The following is a 22405-nucleotide window of genomic DNA, read 5'->3' on the forward strand; positions in this document are numbered from 1 at the left end:
CCACGCGGCCTCCTCGGCCGGGCTCCTGTACGGACTGATGAGCGCGGCAAGCCTGTTGGCCGGGCTCGCCTACGGGCGGCACCGCCCGCACACCCCGCCCGCGGCCCAACTGCCCCTGATCCTCAGCTTTCTGGCCGGTGCGTCGCTGCTGCCGCTGCTGGCCGACACCCCCTTGTGGTTGGGCTGCGCGCTCCTGCTGCCCGGCGTGGGCGTCGCGCCGTGCATCATCGTCTGCTCGACGCTCGTCGAGTCGGTCGTGGACCGGTCGGTCCTGACCCAGTCCTTCACCTGGACGAACTCCGCGTGCGCGGCGGGCATCGCCGTCTCCGCCGCCGCGGTCGGCCGACTCGTCGACGGCCCGGCCGGCGCCCGCGCCGGCTTCAGCGTCCCCCTCCTCGCCCTGACCGCGACAGCAGCCCTGACCTGGTCCGCCCGCCGCACCCTCACCGCCGCCGCTTCAACTTCCGAAGCTGCCAAGGCCGTAACCGCGGTGACCGACCCGACGAAGGCCGCCCCTTGAACACCCCGGTTTCGCAAGGCGTACGTGGAAGGCGACGCGGTCAGGGAGTTCGGCCGAGGAGAGCGCGGAGGCCGGTGCGTACGGCGTTCCAGTCCGTGCGGGGGGCACAGGCCAGGGCACGGGGGAGCCGGCGGGCACGCTCGTGGTGGTCGCGGCGCACACTCTCGATGTCCAGCCGGGCGTCGGACGCGGCGGCGAACTCCGCCAGTTCGGCGATGCGTTGGTCCATCGCGGCGAGCAGCGCGCGGTCGAGTTCGGTCACCGCCGCGAGGAACGCGCTCGTCGGTACGGTGACCTGCCCCGATTGCGGACCGGCGAACTCGATCACGCCCTCGGGGTCGGGTTCGTGCCGCCAGGCGACATCCACGGCGTCCCCGCCTCCGCCCCCGCCCCCGTCTGCGCCGACGACGGTGCGCCAGAAGCGGACGGTGGGGGCGACCCGCAGATAGCCGGTGTAGAGGTAGCCCGCGCCGTGCCAGGCCAACGCGGCGTCGGCTTCAGGGGTTTCCACGGTTTCGATGTGGGTCCACTCCGGGGAGACCTCGGCCGCGATGTCCGCCAGGTCCGGCGGCACCGGCTCCATCGCACCCGACACGAGTGCGAGCACGTCCTCCCACAGGCGGACGACGTAGTAGTCCACGTACGGGTGCGGTGCGCCGCCGCCCTCACGGTGGCCCTCGCCACGCAGTTCCCGGACGGTCCGCCCGGAGTACCGCAGCAGTTCGTGCCCGCCGACGTCGATGCCGTACCAGCCGTCGGTCAGCCCGAACCAGTGCGGTTGGCGCCCGCCGCCCCACGGCTCGACCTGCTCCAACGGTGTCAGCCCGAACCGGAAACGCACCACGGCGTCAACGGCGTCAACGGCGTCCACGGGGCTCACCCGTCCAGTATCCCCGCGGGTCCGCTGTCCCCGCGGGTCCACCCCTATCGTCCGCAGCTCAGGCGACGTCCTCCGGATACCAGCGCAGCTCGATCGTGTTGCCGTCCGGGTCGAGGACGTACAGGGACTGGGCGTCTCCTCGCGCGCCGTACCGCTCCCCGGGACCGTCCACGACGGTGAACACGCCTGATTCCACGACCTCGTGCCAGTCCAGGGGCTCGACGACCAGGCAGAAGTGATCCACGTTGGACTCGGCCCGGGGGCGCGACACCAGGTCGATGATGGTGGACGGGCTCACCCGGACCGAGGGGAACGGGGCTTTGCCCGCCCGCCATTCGTCCACGCGTACCGGCGCCAGGCCCAGCGGCCCGCAGTAGAACGCGAGGGAGCGCTCGACGTCCTCGACATTGAGCACCAGATGGTCGAAAGCGGTGACGCGCATGGCAGGAGCCTTCCTGTTGAGAGTTGTGCGGAGGCCGGTCGATCCGCCGCGAGGCCGATCCACCGCCAGGCCGCTCCGTCTCCAGGAACGTACCCGCCCGACGATCACCGCGGCGATCGGTCTTCGGCCCTGGCCCCGAGGTCCTGGTCCCCAACCTTCGTCCTGGGTCCAATGTCCAAGTCCAGCTCGGCAGTAGGTCGTTGGACGTAGGCGATCGTCCGTCCGACCTGCCGTCCGTCCGATCGGCTGCCCCGGTCGGCGAGGAGGACCGAACCACCGGGCCGGCCCTGCGTTTCGGAGCGTCGGCCCGGACCGGCGGCGCAGCGGCAGAGCCACAGCGGCACCGCTGACCGCTGCCTCACCGGCCATCCGCTTTGGCGCGGCATCGGTGGCGACCTTGCCCGCAACAGTGCCTCGTACCGGGTGAGGCTCGCGGGTGTACTCCTCGATGCCGGGGAAGTCGAGGAGGCGTGCGCGGAGACGAGCGCCGTACTGGACGCGTGCGGCGGGATCTCCTCACCACGGCTATTGGGCAAGATCCGGGCCTTTCAGCGCGCCGCCGCCGGAGTGGACAGCACGGCAGCCCATGAGTGCGGCGAGCGCATTCGCGAAACCATGCGAGGGGGCAGCACATGACGCGGAAGGGAACCGTCACGGTCGAGCGCCTGGACGGGCCGGCCGCCGCGCAGGCCGAAGACGCGTTCCGGCTGGTCTATGCCGAGGTGTTCGCCGAGCCGCCCTACAACGAGGGCGAGGGGGACGTTGCGGCCACCTTCCGGCGCTTCCGCTCACAGACCCGCAAGGCCACCTTCCGCGCCGCCCTGGCTCGTAACGAGGGCGGCGAACCGGTCGGCATCGCCTACGGCTACCCGCTCAGCGCGAACACGGGATGGTGGGAACAGCTCGCCGAGCCAGTGCCGGACGACATGCGCCGCGAGGACGGGCACCGCACGTTCGGCCTCATGGAACTTGCCGTGCGTGAACGGTGGCGGGGGCAGGGCGTCGCACGGCGGCTGCACGAGACGCTGCTCGACGGGGTCGAGGCCGAGCGGGTGCTGTTCAACGTCCACCCCGAGAGCAAGGCGGCCTCGGCTGCGTACCGCGCCTGGGGCTATCGCAAGGTGGGTGAGGCGCGACCGTGGGAGGGCGCCGACCTGCACGACGTGATGCTGCTCGCCTTGCGCTGACGCCGTTGCGGTGGGGGAGCCGAGGGGGAGGCCGGAACGGGACAAAGGTACGGGCCTCCCCGGTGCGTGGCGGGGGAGGCCCGTGGGTACGGCGGTGGGTCGTTCGTCAGATGGTGCCGAAGTCGGCGGTGCCGGTACGGACGAGGGCGACGAAGGAGGTCCACTCCGTGGGGGTGAAGAGGAGGGCGGGGCCGTGGGCGTCCTTGGAGTCGCGGATGCCGATGCCGCCGTGGGTTGCTGTTGCGTCGGCTATCTCGACGCAGTCGTTACCCGTGCCGCCGCTGTAGGACGACTTGTGCCAGACGTGGTCGGGCGCCAACTCGGGTGCTGTGATGTGCGTGTTGATGGCTCTACACCTCTCGTGCGAGACGCTTCAGGAAGTCGGGCGTTTCTTCGGAGGGTAGTGCCGAGGAGATCATCTGGTTGAACCTCCGGGTGAACCGCGCCACTTCGGTGGGCTTGTCAGACGACGACACCCCTCCCCACGCGTTGTCAACCTGCACCATCGTGGGCAGTTCGTCTGGCAGTTCGATGATCCTCCAGTCGTGGAGTGCCCGGTACCCCCGACTGCTGAGGGGTAGTACCTGAATAGTGACGTGGTCCAGCCCCGCCAGTCTGCTGAGTTCCTCGTACTGACCGCGCATGACCTCAGTGCTGCCCACGACGTATCGCAGTGCTGGTTCGCCCACAATGGCCCAGAGCCGCACTGGGTCCGGCCCGCGCTCGATCACCCGGGCCTTGCGCTCCATCCGTAGTGCCACGTTGCTCTTGATGAACTCGGTTGTGGTTTCTGCGACCGGTCGCTCGCCGTCGTAGATGGCTTGTGCGTACGCCTCAGTCTGGAGCAGTCCGGGGACCACGATCGGTTGGTAGATCCGGATCTCCCGCGCCTCCGCCTCGATCCCCACGAACCCCTGCATGGCGGGCTGGAGGTAGCCCCGGTACCGGGTGAACCAGTCCTGGTTGGTCGCGTCGCGGTTCAACTCGACCATGCTTTCGATGACTTCCTCGTCGTCCACGCCGTACTTGGCGAGCAGTCGCCGCAAGTCGCCGACTTTGCGGAAACTGAGGTTTCCGGTCTCCACGCGGGAGAGGGCAGCCTCGGAGACCCGCGTGCCCTGGACGGCCATCTTCCGCGTCATGGGACGGCCGTTCACTATGACGCGCTCTCGAAAACTCCGCAGCCGTAGTCCGAGTTCGAGTCGCCGTCCTGTCGCGCCACGCTTAGCTGCCATTATGGTTCCTTTCGGCGTTGTGAGGGTTGTTGGCCGCCCTGTGCACAGTTCTACCGTCCGCGTGCGGCTGCGTCAGCCGTATGTGCGGATTGGTGCATAGTCCATTTCCGGCGCCGTCGAATTTTCGGCGCGGACCCGATTGCGGATCAGCCCCTGCGCGCGCCAATGTAGTGGGACCGGCGCGGACGTGGTTCCGGACCGCGCTCGCCAGGCACGACTGACCAGACGGCGCTCAAAGCGGCGCGCTCGCCTTTCCGTTGCGTAATTACGCGTAGTTTTCGGAAGGGGCACCCATGTCACGTAACTGCGGTAGGCGCAGGCACCGCAACGTATCCCGAAGGAGAAACGCATGTCCGTGAATCCAGGCCGCTTCGCATCGAGGAAGTTGGACCGTTCGCTCTCGGCCCGGTCGCTGTACGGCGCGGAGTTGAGGTATTACCGCGAACGAGCCGGCCTGAACCTCGTGGAGTTGGCGGAGATGCTGCACATCGAGATGTCGTTCCTGGCCCGGATCGAGCAGGGGGAGCGGCGGCTGGCCGACGAGTTGACCGTGGCGGTGGACAAACTCCTCGACACCGGCGAGTTCTTCGAGCGGAACATCGATGCGGCGCGGTCCGCCCCGCCGCCCGGACGGCTCGCGCCGCTGTCGGAGTGGGAGTGGCTGGCGACGGCCATCCGGGAGTGGGACGCCGCGCTGGTTCCGGGCCTGCTCCAGACGGAGGCGTACGCGCGGGCGGTCGGGGAGACGTACGCGGCGGTGCTGGCGGACCGGGCGATCCGGCACCGTTGGGAGGCGCGGCTGTCCCGTACGCCGGTGCTGCTGGACCCGCGTGGGCCGCGCTACAGCGCCGTCGTCGGGGAGACCGCGCTGCGCCGGCCGTTGGGCGGACCCGCCGTGATGGCCGAGCAGTTGCACCACATGGCCGACTTCGTACGGCGGCAGCGCGTCACCCTGCATGTGCTGCCGCTGACCGTGACCCCGCATCCCACCGCGACCGACGGGGCGTTGCGGCTGATGACGTTCGCCGAGGAGTGCCCGCTCGCCCACTTCACCGCCCACCAGACCGGCGCCCCGCTCAGCGACCCCGCCACGATCAGCCTCACTCAGCTCACCCACGACCTCCTGACCTCCGCCGCCCTCCCCCCGGAAGCGTCCCTGCGGCTCATTGAGTCGACGGCGGCCGCGTACGAGAGGGAGTCCGGCAAGGACGGGGAGTCCGGGGACTCCGGTGCCGACACCACCCGTCAACCCGTTCCCGAGCGGCCTGTGTTGAGCCCCGCCCGTCCCTGACTGGCGTCGCTTGGTTCCGCGCGTTGCGTTGACCCGCCGGCCTGACGACGGGCGGTGCGACCCGGCGGGCTCAGACGCGGGCGTCGATCTTGACGACTGCCATGTCTTCGGTCCCGACCAGGACGAGGAAGCCGCAGTCGTCCCCGTCCGCGTCCGAAGGGTTTTCCTCGTCGAAGTAGCCGAAAGGCAGGCCCGTCACAAAGGCAAGTCGTGGCGTATCCGGTGCCGCACCGTAGACCTGGCTGGTCAGACTGGTGAAGAAGTCACGGAGGAGCCAAGGGAAGAGGTACTCATCCGGGTCGACCGATGCCATGTCCTCGGTCTCGGTCCAGTCGGCCAACTCCAGCAGGAAGCCTTGGACGAGTTCTTCCTGGACGGCGGAGATGAGTGCGGTCAGACCTTCGGAGTCCAGCCGTTGTGGCCCGTCACGGTCGTCCTTCCACATGTCGTCGTACCACTCCTCCTCGTCACGGATCCCGGCCCGGAGCGCTGAGGAACGAAACCACGTCCGGAACTCCCGGTCGGCGCGGTCCGGATCGGTGGGCAGGTCGAGGTGGTGCGGTTCGACGATGACGCCGAAGGTCATCTGGTCGCTGTTGTTCAGGTAGAGGAATTCGCTGAGGAGCGTGGAGGTGCAGGCGGCCCGCGTGCGGAAGGCCGCGCGCCGGTAGTCCTTCCCGGTCAGCGCGGCGCAACCACGATGGCTGGCCAGGACACATGCCGGGTCCGGCCGTGGACTGCCCTCGGCAGCCGTGGGAAGGAGTGCCATTGCCAGCCGCGTGGTCTTCCCGTCGCGGTCGCGGAACAGCAGGTGCCGTTCGCCGTCTGCCGGTTCGCCGTCGGGTTCGCGGGCGACGTCCACCCGCAGCATGCCGTGGTCGCCGTCACGAACGAGGAGGTCGGCGAGATGAGCGATGAGCAGCCGGATCCGGAGAGCCGGTTCCTCGCCGTCGGGGTGGAGCGTGGTGACGAGCGATCGCGTCACCTGGTCGACGATCCGCCTACGGTTCTCCTCGGATCCTGTTCCGGCGACGCCCGGGAGCAGCGGCTGCGCCGCGATCGGGTACCGTCTCCCGGCGGCTCCCACGGTGTGGAACACGTGCGGGTAGCCGCCGTAGCGCGCCACCTTCGCCGGGGACGGGACCGCCGTCCACGCGCCATCCCCCGGGGGCACCGGCTCCCGGGTCTTCCCGTGGACTAGGGCCAGCGCCCACCTCGAACTCGAACCGTCGGATCCGGAAGGTGCGGGCAGCCAGCTTTCGAGCAGACCCACGGCAGTCAGCGCCTCGTCCTTCCAGGTCGACCAGCCCGCAGGGACAACTCCACTCCCAGGCTTGCCGCATTCGTGCCCGACTCGTCTGCACAGCTTGCCGCACCCCGCTCCGGACACCGCACCGACCATCTGTTCGCCCAGGAAGGACTCGTCGGTGTCCCCACTGCCCACCGAACCGACGCCGCTGCTGCTGTCGCTGTCGATCTCGGCCTCGTTGCCGTTGTCACGCATCGCGGGAGCGTATCCGGCCGCACCGACAACCTGGTTGGGCCGCGGCACCGTCGCCCTCCGCACCACGGTGCGGCCCCGGAGGTACGGTGCGGCCCCGGAGGTCGCGGGACGCGCGGCGCACCGCGGCAACTCACGGCGTACCCCGGCGCGATGGCGCACGCGAGGCGCGAAATCCCTTACGTAGCAAGGGCGTCGGCGAGAGTTCACACAATCGTAACGCCCTGGTGGGACAACCCGGGCGCAGGTCGCGCAGTCGTCCTTGTCGGGGGAATTCCACACCGGATCGGCGCAACGCCGGAGCCTCGGCTCCCCTCCACACCAGTAGTCGCGCGCGCCCGCGCCGTGCTGCCGGACCACCGGTGGGCGGCGGGGCCGGGGGAGGAAACGGTCGTATGGACGCAGGCTCGTATCCGGGCAGCGGGGCAGTCGCGCAGAGCCCACCGGCATCGGTGGACAGCGCCGCGGCGCCGGCCCGGCACGAGGAGGTCGGGGAGGGGGCGGAGCACGCGGCGCCGGGCGGTTCGGCGTCCGGGGACGGGGCATCCGGCGGAGCGGCCCCCGCGCAGTGGCACCGCGGGATGACGCTGGTCGGCACGATCAGCCTGTTCATCGGGACCCGCGGCACCTGGACCGACGCGATGGGCAAGCACCCGCCACTCGCCGCCCTCATCTCGGTCTGCTACGCCGGGATCCTCGTCGCCGGCGTGGCCGCCTGCGCCGTACGCACCCGCCGCTCGCTGGCGAGGGCCGACGCGGGTGTGCTCGCGATCGCCCTCGTCCTGGTGGTCTGCCGCTACGCGCTCCACCACGCCGGCGCGGACGAGGGGGCGCTGACCTCCCAGGCCGCCCACGCCCTCGCGCATGGCCGGCCGATCTACGACCAGCCGTGGCCATGGCTGTTCGACCACAGCGGCATCGCGCTCACCAAGACCATGAGCGGCGGCGCCGACTACACGTACGGCTACCCGCCGCTGACCGCGCTGCTCACCGCGCCCGTGCACCTGGTGGTGCACAGCACCGCCGCGGCCACGATGGTGAGCACCGGCGCCCTGATGGCGGGCGCCGTCGTGCTGTGGCTGATGCTGCCCGCCCCGTGGCGGTCCGCGGCGACCGCGGTGTGCCTCGGGTTCGACCTGCTGCCGCAGTACGCCCGCGAGGGCTACCCCGCCATGCTCGTCTTCGCGCTGCTGGTCCCGGTCGTGGTCCGCTGGCCGGAGACCGGCGCCGGCGGGCGGCTCGGCCGCGCCGGGGTGGTGCGCGCGCTCTGCCTCGGCGGGGCCTGCGCCTCCCAGCAACTCGCCTGGTTCCTCACCCCGTTCCTGCTCGTCGCCCTCTACGCGGTACGGCGCGGCGAACTCGGCAGGCGCGACGCGCTCGCGGTGACGGCCCGCTACACCGGCACCGCCCTGGTGTCCTGGGGCATCCTGAACGCGTACTTCGCCGCCCAGGACCCGGCGGGCTGGTTGCACGGCATCATGCTGCCGCTGACGCAGAACGCGATCCTGCACGGGCAGGGCGTCGTGGACATCTCGTACTACTTCACCGACGGCAGCAGCCGGTTGAGCTTCTACTCCTACGGCAGCGTGCTGCTCCTGCTCGGCCTGCTCGCCGCGACCTGCCTGTTCGTCAGGCGGCTCGGGCTCGCGGTCACCGTGCTGCCCTGGGCGTCGTTCTACTTCGCCACCCGCTCGCAGGACGGCTACTTCCTGATGCTCACGCCGCTGTGGCTCGCGACCCTCGCGACGGTGCCCGCCTCGGCGCTGGCCCGCGCCTGGCAGCCGCGACTGCCGGAACGGCTGCGCGGTCGCCGCGCCAGGGTGGCGGTGGGGGCCGGGCTCCTGGTCCCCGCGGTGCTGTGCGTGACCGTGGCCGCCGCGAGCCCGCCACCGCTGTCGATGACCGTCACCCCGCAACTGGCCCTCGCGCACCACGGATTCACCGCCGTGACCGTCCAGGTGACCAACAACGGCTCCACCACGCTGACCCCGCACTTCGCGTCCCGCAGCGGCCAGGGCTCCTCCGGCTGGTGGACCATCCAGTCCGGCCCCCACACCCTCCGCCCGCACACCTCCACCACCTACCGCCTCACACCCCCCGGCGGCTACCGCGCCTTCCCCCCGCACCAGCACCTCTACCTGAACGCCTTCACCGACAACCCGATGACCATCAGCACCGGCCTCATCCCCTCGAAGGGCGCGCCGCCTCGCTGAGCGCAGGTGGGCGCGCCATGAACACGTCGATCGGGTCCTCGGACCCGACGGTGAAGCCGTGGCGCTCGTAGAGGCGGCGGGCGGTGCTGCCCTGGAGGACGATCAGGCGGGTGGTGGCGCGCTCCGCGTCGGCCTGGGCGAGGAGGGAGCGCAGTACCGCGGTGCCCAGCCCGTGGCCCTGGTGGCGGTGTGCGAGGTAGAAGTGTTCGAGGACGCGCGAGCCGTCGTCGGTGGGGCGGAAGGTGACGGACCCGGCGACGTCGGAGCCCACCATGATGAGCGAGGTGTACTTCTGCGAGAAGCCGTCCCGCACCCGCTGCCGTGCCCGGTGATCGTCGTACCGTCCGAGCCGCTCCAGGTCCGCGCGCATGACCGCGACCTTCAGCTCGGCCACCGTCTCGACGTCGGCCGGCGTCGCGGGGCGCAGTGACCAGCCGGCGGCGGAATCCGCGGCCGGGCGTGTGGCCGAGCGTCGTATGACCGGGTCCGCGGCCGTCCCGTCCGTGCTCCCGGCCATGGCGTCGGTGCTCATTCGTTCCCTCCCCGGGGGTCGCCCGCCTCCGCGGCACCTGTAGGGGCAGCTGCCGTGGCCGGGCCGTCCTCCGCGCCGCCGGACTGGGCCGGCACCGGGACGGCCGGGCCGCCGGTGATCCCGATGCCCTCACGGACGAACGCGTGCTTGATCCGCCAGCGCAGCTCGCGGGAGACATTCGCGGCCTGCCCGGGCATCGTGCGGGCCTGGGCCTGCACCACGACGGAGTCCGCGCCGACCGACTCCAGGCCGAGCACCTTCACCGGCTCCCACAGCCGCTCGTCCCACGGCGACTCCTTGGCCATCTCGTCGGCGGTCGCCGCGATCACCCCACTCGCCCGCTCCAGGTCCTCGCCCGCGCCGACCTGCACGTCCACCACGGCGGTGGCCCAGCCCTGGCTGAGGTTGCCGATCCGCTTCACCTCGCCGTTGCGGACGTACCAGATCTCGCCGCCGTCGCCGCGCAGCTTCGTGACCCGCAGGCCGACCTCCACCACCGTGCCGGACGCCACCCCCGCGTCGATGACGTCGCCCACGCCGTACTGGTCCTCCAGGATCATGAAGACGCCGGAGAGGAAGTCCGTCACGAGGTTGCGGGCGCCGAAGCCGATCGCTACCCCGGCCACACCCGCGCTGGCCAGCAGCGGCGCCAGGTTGATCTTCAGTACGGACAGTACGGTCAGCGCCGCGGTGCCCAGGATCAGGAACGACGCCACGCTGCGCAGCACCGACCCGATCGCCTCGCTGCGCTGCCTGCGCCGTTCCGCGTTGACCAGCAGGCCGCCGAGCGCGGTGTTCGCGGCGACCTCGGCACCCCGGTTCATCCGCTCGATCAGGCGGCTGATCGTCTTGCGTACCACCGAACGGAGTACGACCGCGATCGCGACGATCAGCAGGATGCGCAGACCCGAGCTGAGCCAGTTCGCCCAGTTGTCGTCGACCCAGCTGCTGGCCTGTGCCGCCGAACGGGGTACGTCGGTGAAAGGCAGGGTGTTCTGGGGCTGCGGCGTCGGGCTGGACACGTACGGGACCTCCGTAGGGGGGCGAAGGCTCCAATCTAGCGGCGCGAAAAACGTGTGAACGATGTCGTTCCGTTGCACGTTGGAGGGGCGGAAGGGCACTGAGCGGGGGATGTATGGAGGGTGAGGCGGCGTTGCCACACCTGGGGGAGTGAGATGGGAGGAGCAGAAGTGTGGTCCAAAACACCTTCGGTCCGTTACCCGGGCATGGTGGCGCGGTGCACCGCATTCCGGAGAGACTGAGGCCAGATCGTCCCGGCGCGAGCCACGCGTCGCCGGCGCCAAAGGAGGCATCCGTGCCGCATGTCCTGGTCCTGAACGCGTCGTACGAGCCGCTCGGCGTCGTACCGCTTCGCCGCGCACTCATCCTCGTGCTCAACAACAAGGCCGTGTGCCTGGAGGAATCCGGCGCCTACCTGCACAGCGAGACCCAGGCGCTGCCCGCGCCGAGTGTCGTGAAACTCACCAAATTCGTACGCGTCCCCTTCCGGGGCACGGTGCCGCTGACCCGCCGGGCGCTGTTCGCCCGCGACGGCGGCAAGTGCGCGTACTGCGGGGCCGCCGCCACCAGCGTCGACCACGTCATCCCGCGCAGCCGAGGCGGCCAGCACGCCTGGGACAACGTGGTGGCGGCGTGCAGACGCTGCAACCACGTCAAGGCCGACCGCCATGTCGCCGAGCTGGGGTGGCGGCTGCGCCATCAACCGGCCCCACCGTCGGGCCTGGCCTGGCGGATCATCGGGACCGGACATCGGGACCCGAGGTGGCTGCCATACCTGCAACCCTTCGGCGCGGATGACGCCCTGGCCCGGATCGACGGCATATCAGCCTGAGATCCGGGCTTTCGTGTTTTCGAGAGTGCCCCGACCTGTGAAAACTCGTGGGTGTGGGGCACTTTCGCCGGTTGGATCAGCGCACCCGGCCGGTCGGATCGCTGCCGCTCAGGTGTCGTGGACGGTGGACCGGTGCCCGACGTGCACGACCCACACGATCAAGTCGCCGTTGTCGAGGGTGTAGATGATCCGATAGTCGCCCACCCGCAGACGGCGGCGCTCCGGCTGGGAGACAAGAGCGGTGGTACCGAACCCGAGCGGGTCGCTCTCCAGTTCCGTCAGCTTGGCGAGGATGCGCAGCGCCATGCTCCGCGGGACCTTCCGGAGCTCGGCCTGGGTGTCGGGTCGGAAGACGGTGCGGTACTCACTCACTGCGTGCGGGGCAGCTCCGTCCGCTACCTGGTGGTGCCGACCGCGTAGATCTGCATCTCCTTGTTCGCAAAGCTCTGGTCCGGGTTGGCGACGGGGACGTCGATCGACACGCTCAGGGCCTTGGAGTGGGTCTCGTTGGGCGGCGTGACGACCAAGGTCGTGTACGTGTAGCCGCCGCTGCTGTCGTTGAGCGCGTAATACAGGGAGAAGCCGTTCCCCTCGCCCGGGGCCAGCTTGATGGTGGGTGTGTTGTCGGGGTCGCGGCGGGGGACGTCGACGGACTGGCCGCCCTTGCCTTCCAGGGTGACGCCGGCGAAGCCGTGCATCGTGCAGGAGCTCTGGCCGATGTTCGTGAAGTTGACCAGCTCCATTCCCTCTCCCGAGGGGCCGTGTACGGCCGAGATGGAGAGGTTCGAGGTCTTGCACATGCTGCTGGAGCCGGAACCGGAGTTCGAGGAACCGGAGTTCGAGGAGTTGGAGCCTCCGCCCGTGCTGCTGGAGCCGCTGCCGCCGGAACCGTTGGAGCCGCTGGAACTGTTGCCGGTGGCACCGGTGGAACCGCTGACGGAGGAGCTGTCCTGGCTGCCCGCGGCGCTGGGCGCCGATGTCGCGCCGGTCGCGCTGGACGGCGACGTGGTGCCGGAAGCGCTGGAGTCGTCGGGGCCGCAGGCGGTCAGGGACAGCCCGGCGGCCACGGCGACCAGAGCGATGACCGAGAGCCTCTTGCTGCTGCGCATTGCTACTCCGTAGATCGGATACCGGCCCACACGGTGCGGACCCTTCTGCACTCATGGAGGAACGCGGGACCCGGGCCGGTTGCGCTCGGGCCCGGCCGCGACAACCCCGTGACAAGCGGGCAGCATGATCGCGACACACGGAACGCGCCGGCGGCATCCGCCACGTCGACGCGACACCCGTCGTGCGGATGGCGGGTCAACGTCCGGGTGGGGAAGGCCGATCGGACACCCGGTCCGGGCGCTCGCGCCGCCTCCGCCCCGCCCCGCGGCCGCCCGGGAAGTGTCCGGGAAGCGCTCGGGAAGCGCCCGGGAAGACGGCCCGGGAGCCGTACGGGGAAGTGTCCGGGACACCGCCCGTGAGTTATCCACAGGGGCTCCGCGGGTGAACAGGCAGACGTGCGAGGATGGTCACGCCATCGGGGGAGATCCGGTGAGCGGGACCCGGGTGATCGATATCCGGATCGATCCGGTCGACAAGTTCCGTAGCGAAGGAGAGGGCCGTCGTGGCTGGTACGAACCTCACGCGTGTGGAGGCACAGGAGCGTGCGCGCCTGCTCACCGTGGACGCGTATGACATCGAGCTGGACCTGCGCGGCGCCCAGGACGGAGGGACCTTCCGCTCGGTCACCACCGTGCGCTTCGAGGCGAGCGAGCCCGGGTCGAGCTTCATCGACCTGGTCGCCCCCGCCGTGCACGAAGTGGTGCTCAACGGGACGCCGCTGGACCCGGCACAGGTCTTCGCCGACTCCCGGATCGCGCTCGACGAACTGCCCGCCGGTCCCAGCGAGCTGCGGGTCGTCGCCGATTGCGCGTACACCAACAGCGGCGAGGGCCTGCACCGCTTCGTCGACCCGGTCGACAAGCAGGCGTATCTGTACACGCAGTTCGAGGTGCCGGACGCGCGGCGGGTCTTCGCCAGCTTCGAGCAGCCCGACCTCAAGGCCAGCTTCGCCTTCACCGTCAAGGCGCCCTCCGGCTGGACCGTCGTGTCGAACTCGCCGACGCCCGAGCCGTCCGCCGACGGCGTCTGGGTCTTCGAGCCCACCCCCCGCATCTCGTCGTACATCACGGCGCTCATCGTCGGTCCGTACGCAGCGGTGCACAGCACCTGGGAGGGCGAGGGCGGCCGCAGCGTGCCGCTCGGCGTCTACTGCCGCCCGTCGCTCGTCGAGCACCTGGACGCCGAGGAGATCTTCGCCGTCACCCGGCAGGGCTTCGACTGGTTCCACGAGAAGTTCGCCCACCCGTACCCGTTCGCCAAGTACGACCAGCTCTTCGTCCCGGAGTTCAACGCGGGCGCGATGGAGAACGCGGGCGCGGTCACCATCCGCGACCAGTACGTCTTCCGCTCCAAGGTCACCGACTCGGCCTACGAGTTGCGGGCCGAGACGATCCTGCACGAGCTGGCCCACATGTGGTTCGGCGACCTGGTCACCATGGAGTGGTGGAACGACCTCTGGCTCAACGAGTCGTTCGCCACCTACACCTCCATCGCCTGCCAGGCGCACGCCCCCGGCTCGAAGTGGCCGCACTCCTGGACCACCTTCGCCAACAGCATGAAGACCTGGGCCTACCGCCAGGACCAGCTCCCCTCCACCCACCCGATCATGGCGGAGATCAACGACCTGGAAGACGTCCTGGTCAACTTCGACGGCATCACCTACGCCAAGGGTGCCTCCGTCCTCAAGCAACTCGTCGCCTACGTCGGCATGGACGAGTTCTTCGCGGGTGTGCAGCAGTACTTCAAGCGGCACGCGTGGGGCAACACCCGGCTGTCGGACCTGCTCGGCGCGCTGGAGGAGACTTCCGGGCGGGACCTGAAGTCCTGGTCGAAGGCGTGGCTGGAGACCGCGGGTATCAACGTGCTGCGGCCGGAGATCGAGATCGGCGCCGACGGCACCGTCACCTCCTTCGCGGTCCGCCAGGAGGCGCCCGAGCTGCCGGCCGGCGCCAAGGGCGTGCCGGTGCTGCGCCCGCACCGGATCGCCGTCGGTGCGTATGACCTCAAGGACGGCGTCCTGGTCCGCACCCGCCGGGTCGAGCTGGACGTCGACGGCGCTCTCACCGAGGTGCCCGAGCTGGTAGGCGTGCCCCGCCCCGACGTCTTCCTGCTCAATGACGACGACCTGTCGTACGCCAAGATCCGGCTCGACGAGCAGTCCCTCGCCGTGGTCCGCGACCACGTCGGCGACTTCGCCGAGTCGCTGCCGCGCGCGCTGGTGTGGGCCTCCGCCTGGGACATGACGCGCGATGGCGAACTGGCCGCCCGCGACTACCTGGAGCTGGTGCTGCACGGCATCGGCAAGGAGAGCGACATCGGCGTGGTGCAGTCCCTGCACCGCCAGATCAAGCTGGCCCTCGACGCGTACGTGGCGCCGGAGTGGCGGGAGACCGGCGTGGCCCGCTGGACGCAGGCGACCCTCGACCACCTGGAGGCCGCCGCCCCCCGCAGCGACCACCAGCTCGCCTGGGCCCGCGCGTTCGCCACCACCGCCCGCACCCCCGAGCAGCTCGACATCCTCCAGGGCCTGCTCGACGGCACCCGCGATTTCGACGGCCTGGCCGTGGACGCCGAGCTGCGCTGGGCGCTGCTGACCCGGCTGGCCGCGACCGGTCGCGCCGGCGAGGAGGCGATCGACGCCGAACTGGTCCGCGACCCCACCTCGGCCGGCGAGCAGCACGCCGCCGCGGCCCGCGCCGCCCGTCCCGACGAGGCGAACAAGGCCGCGGTGTGGGCGTCGGTCGTCGAGGAGGACAAGCTGCCCAACGCGGTGCAGGACGCCGTCATCGGCGGCTTCGTGCAAAGCGACCAGCGCGAGCAACTCGCCCCCTACGTCGAGCGGTACTTCGCCTCGGTGAAGGACGTGTGGGACTCGCGCAGCTACGAAATGGCGCAGCAGGTCGTGGTCGGCCTCTACCCGTCCCTGCAGATCTCGCAGCAGACGCTGGACGCGACCGACGCCTGGCTGGCTTCGGCCGAGCCGGTGCCGGCGCTGCGCCGGCTGGTGGTGGAGTCCCGTTCGGGCGTCGAGCGGGCCCTGAAGGCGCAGGCCGCCGACGAGGCCGCGGCGCGCGCGGCGACTTCGTAACGCGACCCCGCCGCGCGTCGCGCGCGAGCTTCGACACGGTGCCCCGGTCCTTTTCGGCCGGGGCACCGCTGCGTCTGCGTTCGGCTGATGGAATGTCAGCGGCCAGGCGCATGGGACACGTTCGGATGATCGCGTGGCGCTCAGGTGAACGACACGGCGTGGTGCGAATGGCGTAGTGGTGACACGGGTAGAGGTGTGGCCAACCGCTTCCTGCGCGTTGGCCACTTGTTCACCGGCAACCCCCATCGGCTCATACTCTCCTTCGTTCAGAGTGCCCTGGGGCCTCGGCACGGGTGCCTCACTGATGGCTCAAGGAGGAACGTTCATGGCCGAGTTGACGCGACGCAGACTCCTCGGATCGACGGCCGGTGTGGTGGGCGGCGCGGCCGCGCTGTCGCTGCTTCCGCCGAGCGTGCAGAAGGCGGTCGCCGCCGGCCCGCCGCGCAGCGGTTCGCTGCGCGACATCGAGCACGTGGTCATGCTGATGCAGGAGAACCGTTCGTTCGACCACTACTTCGGCACCCTGTCCGGCGTGCGCGGTTTCAACGACCCGCACGCCAAGCGGCTGTCCACCGGCCGCTCGGTCTTCTACCAGCCGGACGCCGCGAACCCCGACGGCTACACGCTCCCCTTCCACCTGGACACCAAGAGCACCAGCGCCCAGGCGATCCCCTCCACCAGCCACGCCTACGCGGTGCAGCACCAGGCGTGGAACAACGGCGCGATGGACCAGTGGCTGCCGGCACACCGCGCGGCCGACGGCGCCAACGGCCCGTACGTGATGGGCTATTACACGCGCGAGGACATCCCGTTCCAGTTCGCGCTGGCCGAGACCTTCACCATCTGCGACAACTACTACTGCTCGATGATGGGCCCGACCTGGCCGAACCGGCTGTACTGGATGACCGGCACGGTCGACCCGGGCGGCACCAAGGGCGGCCCGATCATCAGCAACGTGGCGCCGACCCCGTACCGCTGGACCACCTACGCGGAGCGGCTCCAGGCGGCCGGCGTGGACTGGCGGGTCTACCAGGAGACCGACAACTACGGCACCAACATGCTGTCGGAGTTCCAGCAGTTCCGAGACGCCAAGCCGGGCGACCCGCTCCACGACCGGGCGATGGTCTCCCAGCCCGAGGGCACCTTCGAGGACGACGCCCGCAACGACCGGCTGCCGACCGTGTCGTGGATCCTGCCCACCAGCTACCAGTCCGAGCACCCGGACTACCTGCCGGCGGCCGGCGCGGACTTCGTCGCCTCCAAGATCGAGGCGATCGCGTCCAACCCGAAGGTGTGGGCGAAGACCGCGTTCATCCTCAACTACGACGAGAACGACGGTCTGTTCGACCATGTGGTGCCGCCCACCCCGAAGGCCGGCACGCCGGACGAGTTCATCAACGGGCTGCCGATCGGCGCGGGCTTCCGGGTGCCGTCGATCATCATCTCGCCGTGGACGGTCGGCGGATGGGTGGCGAGCGAGGCGTTCGACCACACCTCGTCGTTGCGGTTCCTGGAGCGCTTCACCGGGGTCGAGGAGCCCAACATCTCCCAGTGGCGGCGCCGTACCTTCGGCGACCTCACCTCGGCGTTCCGCTTCTCCGCCACGACCCGGAAGCCGCCGCGCCTGCCCGACAACACCGCGGAGCAGCTCGCCGAGGCCGAGCACGAGGTCGCCACCCTCCCCAAGCCGACGCTCCCGGGCACCGAGCAGAGCTTCCCCAAGCAGGAGAAGGGCAACCGCCCTCACACGTAGCCGGCACGGAAGCCGTTCAGGCGGTCCCGCGCCCCCTCCAATCTCCAAGGGCGCGGGACCGCACGTGCGCCGGGTACGTGGTCAACAGGACGCGACGTTCGGCGGCCGATCAGGCGGTCCGGGATGCCGAGCCACAGGTGCCGACGGCGCCCGCGGGAGTCGCGGCGGCCGGGGCAGTAGCCGGATCGGCAGTGGCCGGACCGTCGGTGGCCGCCGCCGGGACGGACGTCGCCGCCGCAGCCGGCGCCGAGAACCGTACGGCGTCCGCGGGGAGCCGGTTCTCGAGCCGTACCAGCAGCGCCGCGGCCGACAGCGCGGTTCCGGTCAGCAGCAGCCACGGCAGCCGCGAGTCGGCGGCGTTCAGCGCGGTGAAGAGCGAGGGCGCGAGCGTGCTCGCCAGCGACCAGGAGAGCTGGTACGTGGCCATGTAGCGGCCGCGCAGCGCACCGGGTGCGGCTGCCACCGCGAGCGTGCCGGACGCCGGGTTGTGCACCGTCTCGGCCGTCGTGTAGAGCACCACCAGCGCGAACAGCCCGGCGGACAGCACCCATTCGGAGTGCGGCCGGACCGTGCCGAGCAGCGCGAGTCCGGCGAACGCGCTCGCGAACAGGGTCGCCCCGAGCGCCGCCGCCCGGGTCCGCCGGGCCCCGCGGCGCCGCACCACCCCGGCCACCGCCACCCCGCCCACCGCGCACAGCACCGTGTTCAGCGTGAACGCGGCCCCGGTCAGCGCCTGCGGCAGCCCCAGCCGGCCGACGATGAACAGCGGGAACATCACCGGCAGCGCCGAATACCCCAGCGCGGTGAGGAAGTTGGCGCCCGTCAGTCCCAGGAAGCCCCGGTCGCGCAGCACCACCCGATAGCCCGCCGCCGAGTCCTGACGTGCGCGACCGCGCCCCAGCAGCCGGTGGCCCGATGCGGAAGCAGGCGCGGAGGCGGTGTCAGGACCGGCCACGGCCACAGCCATGGCCGTGGGCGCCGCGGCCCGCACGCCCCACACGAGGAGGGCGGCCAGTCCGAAGCTCGCCGCGTTGAGCCAGGCGGCGAGCGTGAACCCGTTGCCACCGGCGACCGAGATGGCCAGGGAGGCGAGCAGGGCACCCGCGCCGAGCCCGCCGTTGCGCAGCGCGCGTGACGCGGCCTGGAGCCGGTCCCGGTCCGTGCCGGAGGCGACCTCGCCGATCCACGACTGCTGCACCGCGGGGAAGGCGCGGTCGCCGAAAGCGGTGAAGAGGGCGACGGCGGCGAAGGCCGGCAGCGTCGTCGCGAACGGGTAGAGCGCGAAGCCGATCCCGCGCACCCCGTAGAGGAGCAGTTGCATCCGGCGTGCCCCGTAGCGGTCGACGGCTGCGCCGGCCAGCGGCAGCGCGGCCATCCCGACCAGCCCGACCGCGGTGAGCACCGCACCGACCACGGTGAACGACAGCCCGGTGATGTGGTGGAAGAAGACCAGGCTGAACGGCACGTACATGCCCGAGCCGACCGCGTCGACCCCCATCGCGGTGAGCATGGCCCGCTCACCGGGTATCCCCGGCCGACGCCGAGCCTCCTGGCCGGGCCGAGCCGCCGAACCTGTGCTGCTGCGCTGCATCAGAACCCCCGCAGACTAAGTCGTTGGTAAGTAGATTAGCGATAAGTGACTCATTATCAAGCGACTTTGCGTGAAGTAACTTACCTCCAAGCTACTTTCTTGCCTTCGACCGACCCCGGGCCGATACTCGGAGCATGGAAACCGACGCCGTCGACGCGATCACCGGCCAGTGGCACCGTGAGCGCCCGGAGCTGGACACGCGCGCGATGGCCGTGTTCGGCCGGATCTACCGGCTGTCGCGGCTGATGGGCGACCTGATGGAGAAGGAGTACCGCCGGTTCGGCATCGGCCGCGGCGAGTTCGACGTGCTCGCCACCCTGCGGCGCTCGGGCGAGCCGTACACCCTCTCGCCCCGGCAGCTCTCCGCGACGCTGATGCTGACCACCGGCGGGATGACCGGCCGGCTGGACAAGCTGGAGCGGGCCGGGCTGCTGGAGCGCTCACCCGACCCGGACGACCGCCGAAGTCTGCGGGTCTCGCTCACCGCGCGCGGGTTCGGGGTGATCGACGAGGCGGTCGGCGCCGGGTTGGAGGTGCAACAGGCCGCGCTCGACGGCATGGACGACAGCCAGGCGGAGCTGCTGGCCGACCTGCTGCGGCAGTTGCTGGCCTCGACCGAGACCCGGCTGCCGGGCGCGCAGGGCGCGCAGGGTGCGCCGGGACCGTCAGCCGGTCAGGCCGGCGGCTCCGGGCAGCACTGAACCCCCGGACGCGCCTGGCGCGGGCGGGGGTTGCATACGCGTGGGAAGCGACGGCCGGGGCCGCCCGGCCTCAGCCGTCCTGCCGCGTGCTCAGCGCTCTTGCTGCTTGCGGGACTTGTCCGTCACGATGACCAGCCCGGCGATGACCCCGAAGAGGACCAGCGGAAGGGCCACGAACAGGCCGAGGGTCTGGAGCACGCTGAGACCTGAACCCGGGTCGTCACCGTCGTCGCGCGCCAGGGCGAAGGCGGGGGACGACATCAGCAGCAGCAGCGTCGTACCGGTGGTGACGACCCCGGCGCGCACGACCTTCTTGGTGAGCTTCTTGTCCACGTACTCAATGTAGTGACCGCACTCGTACCCCGTGCGCGCGGGGTGCCCTACAGGCGCGTCGGGCGCGTCGCGAGCGCCCGCCGTACCTCGTCGGCGAGCGCGTGCAGCCGCGGTGATGCGGCGAGCTGCTCCAGGGTGAGCGGCCGCCCGTCCGGCCCGGCCACCGGCAACCGCCAGTTCGGGTACTCCGTGGACGTGCCCGGCAGGTTCTGCGGGCGACGGTCGCCGACCGTGTCCGGCAGCCAGACCCCGATCATCCGCGCCGGGGTCCGCGCCAGGAACCGGTGCACCGCCTTCACCACCGCCTCCTCGTCCGCCGCGCCCTCCGGCAGCAGCCCCAGCCGGCCGAGCAGCGCGATCCACTCCGCGACCTCCGCGGTGTCCTGCTCCTGCTCCTGCTCCAGCGGCCGGCTCAGCAGCCCCAGCCGGTGCCGCAGCCCGACGTGCTCCCCGGTCAGCCGGGCCGCGGTGCTCGGCAGGTCGTGCGTGGTCGCCGTCGCCAGGCACGACTCCCGCCACGCCGAGGGCGGCAGCGGCCGCCGGTCCGGGGCGGCCCCGGAGTAGTCCCGCTCGAACCACAGCACGGACGTGCCCAGCACGCCCCGGTCGGCCAACTCCTCCCGCACCCCCGGCTCCACGGTGCCCAGGTCCTCGCCGATCACCACCGCGCCCGCTTCGTACGCCTCCAGCGCCAGCAGCCCGAGCATCGCCTCCGCGTCGTACCTGACGTAGGTGCCCTCTGTCGGCGGCCGGCCCTGCGGCACCCACCACAGCCGGAACAGGCCCATCACATGGTCCATCCGCAGGCCCCCGGCGTGCCGCAGCATCCGGGCGATCAGGTCGCGGTACGGCGCGTAGCCGGTCGCCGCCAGCGCGTCCGGCCGCCACGGCGGCAGCCCCCAGTCCTGACCGCGGGAGTTGAAGGCGTCCGGCGGCGCCCCGACCGAGATGCCCGCGGCCAGCACGTCCTGCATCGACCAGGCGTCCGAACCGGCCGGGTGCACGCCCACCGCCAGGTCGTGCACCACCCCGACCGCCATCCCCGCGTCCCGCGCGGCCCGCTGCGCCGCCCCGAGCTGGCCGTCGGTGAGCCAGGTCAGCCAGGAGTGGAAGTCCACCCGTTCCATCAACTCGCTGCGGGCCCGCGCCACCTGCGGCGAGCGCGGGTCGCGCAGCCCGGGCGGCCAGCCGTGCCAGTCCGGGCCGTGCAGTTCGGCCAGCGCCGACCAGGTGGCGTGGTCGTCCAGCGCCTGGCCCTGCTCGGCGAGGAAGTCGGCGTACGCGGCCCGGCGGCCCGGGCTCGGCGGCACCGTGCGCAGCAGCTCCAGCGCCCGCGACTTCAGCGCCCACACTGCGTCCCGGTCGATCAGCGCGTCCTTGAGCAGCACCTCGTCGCGCAGTCCGGCGGCCTCGCGCAGCAGCTCCGCGGCCTGCTCGCGCGACCGGGCCGACAGGTAGGCGTACTCGGGGATCTCCTCCACCCGCAGATAGACCGGGTCGGGGAAGCGGCGCGAGGACGGGCGGTACGGCGAGGGGTCGGTGGGGCGGCCCGGCACGGCCGCGTGCAGCGGGTTGATCTGTACGAAGCCCGCGCCCAGGGTGCGGCCCGACCACGCGGCGAGGTCGGCGAGGTCCGCGAGGTCGCCCATGCCCCACGAACGCGACGACAGCGTGGAGTACAACTGCGCCATGAAGCCGAACGTGCGCTCCGGCGGGCCGGGCAGCCGCTCCGGCGCCACCACCAGGTCGCCGGTCGCGCCGCGCCCGTCGGACGTCGTGGCGCGCAGCAGATAGCGCCCTGGCGTGGTCGGGGTGGCGGACAGCGGCTCGCCGGTGCGGGTGGTCACGGTCAGCCGGGTGCCGCGCGGCAGCCGGGCCCGGACCGTGTCGAGGGTGCCGTGCCCGGCCCGCAGCACCGTGCACGGGTTGAGCAGCCGATGCGACTCGCGCCGCTCGTACGCCGCCAGCGCGTCCTTCACCGCGCAGTGCGTGCTCGCGTCCACCCCGAGCGCCGCCAGCACGGCCACGATCGTCTCCTGCGGGACGGGCACTTCCGTATCCGCGGTCGGGCGGTACGTCACGTCCACCCCGTACAACCCGGCCAGCCGTACCCGGTCCATCGGGCCTCCGTCCTCACAGTGGGTGCACACACCCCTACCCCGGGGCGCCCCCCTCC

20 protein-coding genes and 1 pseudogene are annotated in these 22405 nt (G+C 71.2%); 9 read left to right on the plus strand and 12 right to left on the minus strand.

What is annotated here, in order from left to right; all coding sequences use genetic code 11:
* Positions 1-520 (plus strand): annotated as a pseudogene (locus AC13HU_RS06855) (hypothetical protein); the annotation flags it as partial.
* A 40-nt stretch (positions 521-560) separates the two neighbouring features.
* On the opposite strand, the gene AC13HU_RS06860 reads toward AC13HU_RS06855, so the two are convergent.
* Both AC13HU_RS06860 and AC13HU_RS06865 read right to left on the minus strand, forming a co-directional pair.
* On the minus strand, positions 561-1400 hold the full coding sequence (locus AC13HU_RS06860; RefSeq protein ID WP_483040846.1) for a DUF5984 family protein: 840 nt from the start codon (positions 1398-1400) through the stop codon (positions 561-563).
* 58 nt (positions 1401-1458) lie between these two features.
* Positions 1459-1842: a VOC family protein gene (locus AC13HU_RS06865; protein ID WP_483040847.1), complete on the minus strand. Its 384-nt coding sequence runs from the start codon at positions 1840-1842 to the stop codon at positions 1459-1461.
* Positions 1843-2474: 632 nt separating this feature from the next.
* Between AC13HU_RS06865 and AC13HU_RS06870 the strand changes: the two genes are divergently transcribed.
* Positions 2475-3029: a GNAT family N-acetyltransferase gene (locus AC13HU_RS06870; RefSeq protein ID WP_483040848.1), complete on the plus strand. Its 555-nt coding sequence runs from the start codon at positions 2475-2477 to the stop codon at positions 3027-3029.
* A gap of 106 nt (positions 3030-3135) precedes the next feature.
* On the opposite strand, the gene AC13HU_RS06875 is transcribed toward AC13HU_RS06870, so the two are convergent.
* Together AC13HU_RS06875 and AC13HU_RS06880 are read right to left on the minus strand one after the other, a co-directional pair.
* Positions 3136-3348: a DUF397 domain-containing protein gene (locus AC13HU_RS06875; protein WP_483040849.1), complete on the minus strand. Its 213-nt coding sequence runs from the start codon at positions 3346-3348 to the stop codon at positions 3136-3138.
* A gap of 31 nt (positions 3349-3379) precedes the next feature.
* On the minus strand, positions 3380-4264 hold the full coding sequence (locus AC13HU_RS06880; protein WP_483040850.1) for a helix-turn-helix domain-containing protein: 885 nt from the start codon (positions 4262-4264) through the stop codon (positions 3380-3382).
* Positions 4265-4613: 349 nt separating this feature from the next.
* Here AC13HU_RS06880 and AC13HU_RS06885 point away from each other — a divergent pair, with 349 nt between their 5' ends.
* Positions 4614-5555, plus strand: coding sequence for a helix-turn-helix domain-containing protein (locus AC13HU_RS06885; RefSeq protein ID WP_483040851.1), 942 nt, complete (start codon positions 4614-4616; stop codon positions 5553-5555).
* 70 nt (positions 5556-5625) lie between these two features.
* Here the strand turns inward: AC13HU_RS06885 and AC13HU_RS06890 are convergent, their stop codons facing one another.
* Positions 5626-7059 (minus strand): hypothetical protein, encoded by a 1434-nt coding sequence (locus tag AC13HU_RS06890; RefSeq protein ID WP_483040852.1) that lies wholly within the window; start codon positions 7057-7059, stop codon positions 5626-5628.
* 392 nt (positions 7060-7451) lie between these two features.
* Here AC13HU_RS06890 and AC13HU_RS06895 point away from each other — a divergent pair, with 392 nt between their 5' ends.
* Positions 7452-9269 carry a hypothetical protein gene (locus tag AC13HU_RS06895; protein ID WP_483040853.1) on the plus strand — a complete coding sequence of 606 codons (1818 nt, stop codon included), beginning with the start codon at positions 7452-7454 and terminating at the stop codon, positions 9267-9269.
* On the opposite strand, the gene AC13HU_RS06900 is transcribed toward AC13HU_RS06895, so the two are convergent.
* Together AC13HU_RS06900 and AC13HU_RS06905 are read right to left on the minus strand one after the other, a co-directional pair.
* A complete protein-coding gene (locus AC13HU_RS06900) occupies positions 9238-9801 on the minus strand; it encodes a GNAT family N-acetyltransferase (RefSeq protein WP_483040854.1) in 564 nt (187 codons plus the stop codon). The genes AC13HU_RS06895 and AC13HU_RS06900 overlap by 32 nt on opposite strands.
* Positions 9798-10823: a mechanosensitive ion channel family protein gene (locus AC13HU_RS06905; protein WP_483040855.1), complete on the minus strand. Its 1026-nt coding sequence runs from the start codon at positions 10821-10823 to the stop codon at positions 9798-9800. Before AC13HU_RS06905 ends, AC13HU_RS06900 begins: the two co-directional genes overlap by 4 nt.
* 293 nt (positions 10824-11116) lie before the next feature.
* Between AC13HU_RS06905 and AC13HU_RS06910 the strand changes: the two genes are divergently transcribed.
* A complete protein-coding gene (locus AC13HU_RS06910; RefSeq protein WP_103889250.1) occupies positions 11117-11653 on the plus strand; it encodes an HNH endonuclease in 537 nt (178 codons plus the stop codon).
* Between the two features lie 108 nt (positions 11654-11761).
* Here the strand turns inward: AC13HU_RS06910 and AC13HU_RS06915 are convergent, their stop codons facing one another.
* A complete protein-coding gene (locus tag AC13HU_RS06915) occupies positions 11762-12025 on the minus strand; it encodes a type II toxin-antitoxin system RelE family toxin (RefSeq protein ID WP_483040856.1) in 264 nt (87 codons plus the stop codon).
* 23 nt (positions 12026-12048) lie between these two features.
* Positions 12049-12453, minus strand: coding sequence for a DUF4232 domain-containing protein (locus tag AC13HU_RS06920; RefSeq protein WP_483040857.1), 405 nt, complete (start codon positions 12451-12453; stop codon positions 12049-12051).
* Between AC13HU_RS06920 and AC13HU_RS06925 the strand changes: the two genes are divergently transcribed.
* From AC13HU_RS06925 to AC13HU_RS06935, 3 genes are all read left to right on the plus strand, one after another.
* Positions 12452-12775 (plus strand): hypothetical protein, encoded by a 324-nt coding sequence (locus AC13HU_RS06925; protein WP_483040858.1) that lies wholly within the window; start codon positions 12452-12454, stop codon positions 12773-12775. The genes AC13HU_RS06920 and AC13HU_RS06925 overlap by 2 nt on opposite strands.
* Positions 12776-13265: 490 nt before the next feature.
* Positions 13266-15851, plus strand: coding sequence for an aminopeptidase N (pepN, locus tag AC13HU_RS06930; RefSeq protein WP_483040859.1), 2586 nt, complete (start codon positions 13266-13268; stop codon positions 15849-15851).
* Positions 15852-16176: 325 nt separating this feature from the next.
* Entirely contained in the window at positions 16177-17604 is a 1428-nt protein-coding gene (locus tag AC13HU_RS06935; RefSeq protein ID WP_483040860.1) for an alkaline phosphatase family protein, read from the plus strand.
* 109 nt (positions 17605-17713) lie between these two features.
* Here AC13HU_RS06935 and AC13HU_RS06940 read toward each other — a convergent pair whose 3' ends face one another.
* Positions 17714-19114: an MFS transporter gene (locus AC13HU_RS06940; protein ID WP_483040861.1), complete on the minus strand. Its 1401-nt coding sequence runs from the start codon at positions 19112-19114 to the stop codon at positions 17714-17716.
* A gap of 215 nt (positions 19115-19329) precedes the next feature.
* Between AC13HU_RS06940 and AC13HU_RS06945 the strand changes: the two genes are divergently transcribed.
* A complete protein-coding gene (locus tag AC13HU_RS06945) occupies positions 19330-19896 on the plus strand; it encodes a MarR family winged helix-turn-helix transcriptional regulator (RefSeq protein WP_483040862.1) in 567 nt (188 codons plus the stop codon).
* Positions 19897-19986: 90 nt separating this feature from the next.
* Here the strand turns inward: AC13HU_RS06945 and AC13HU_RS06950 are convergent, their stop codons facing one another.
* Both AC13HU_RS06950 and malQ read right to left on the minus strand, forming a co-directional pair.
* Positions 19987-20229 carry a hypothetical protein gene (locus tag AC13HU_RS06950; protein ID WP_483040863.1) on the minus strand — a complete coding sequence of 81 codons (243 nt, stop codon included), beginning with the start codon at positions 20227-20229 and terminating at the stop codon, positions 19987-19989.
* A gap of 47 nt (positions 20230-20276) precedes the next feature.
* A complete protein-coding gene (malQ, locus tag AC13HU_RS06955; RefSeq protein ID WP_483040864.1) occupies positions 20277-22349 on the minus strand; it encodes a 4-alpha-glucanotransferase in 2073 nt (690 codons plus the stop codon).
* Positions 22350-22405 lie beyond the last annotated feature (56 nt).

Source organism: Streptomyces sp. NH27 (assembly GCF_056859195.1).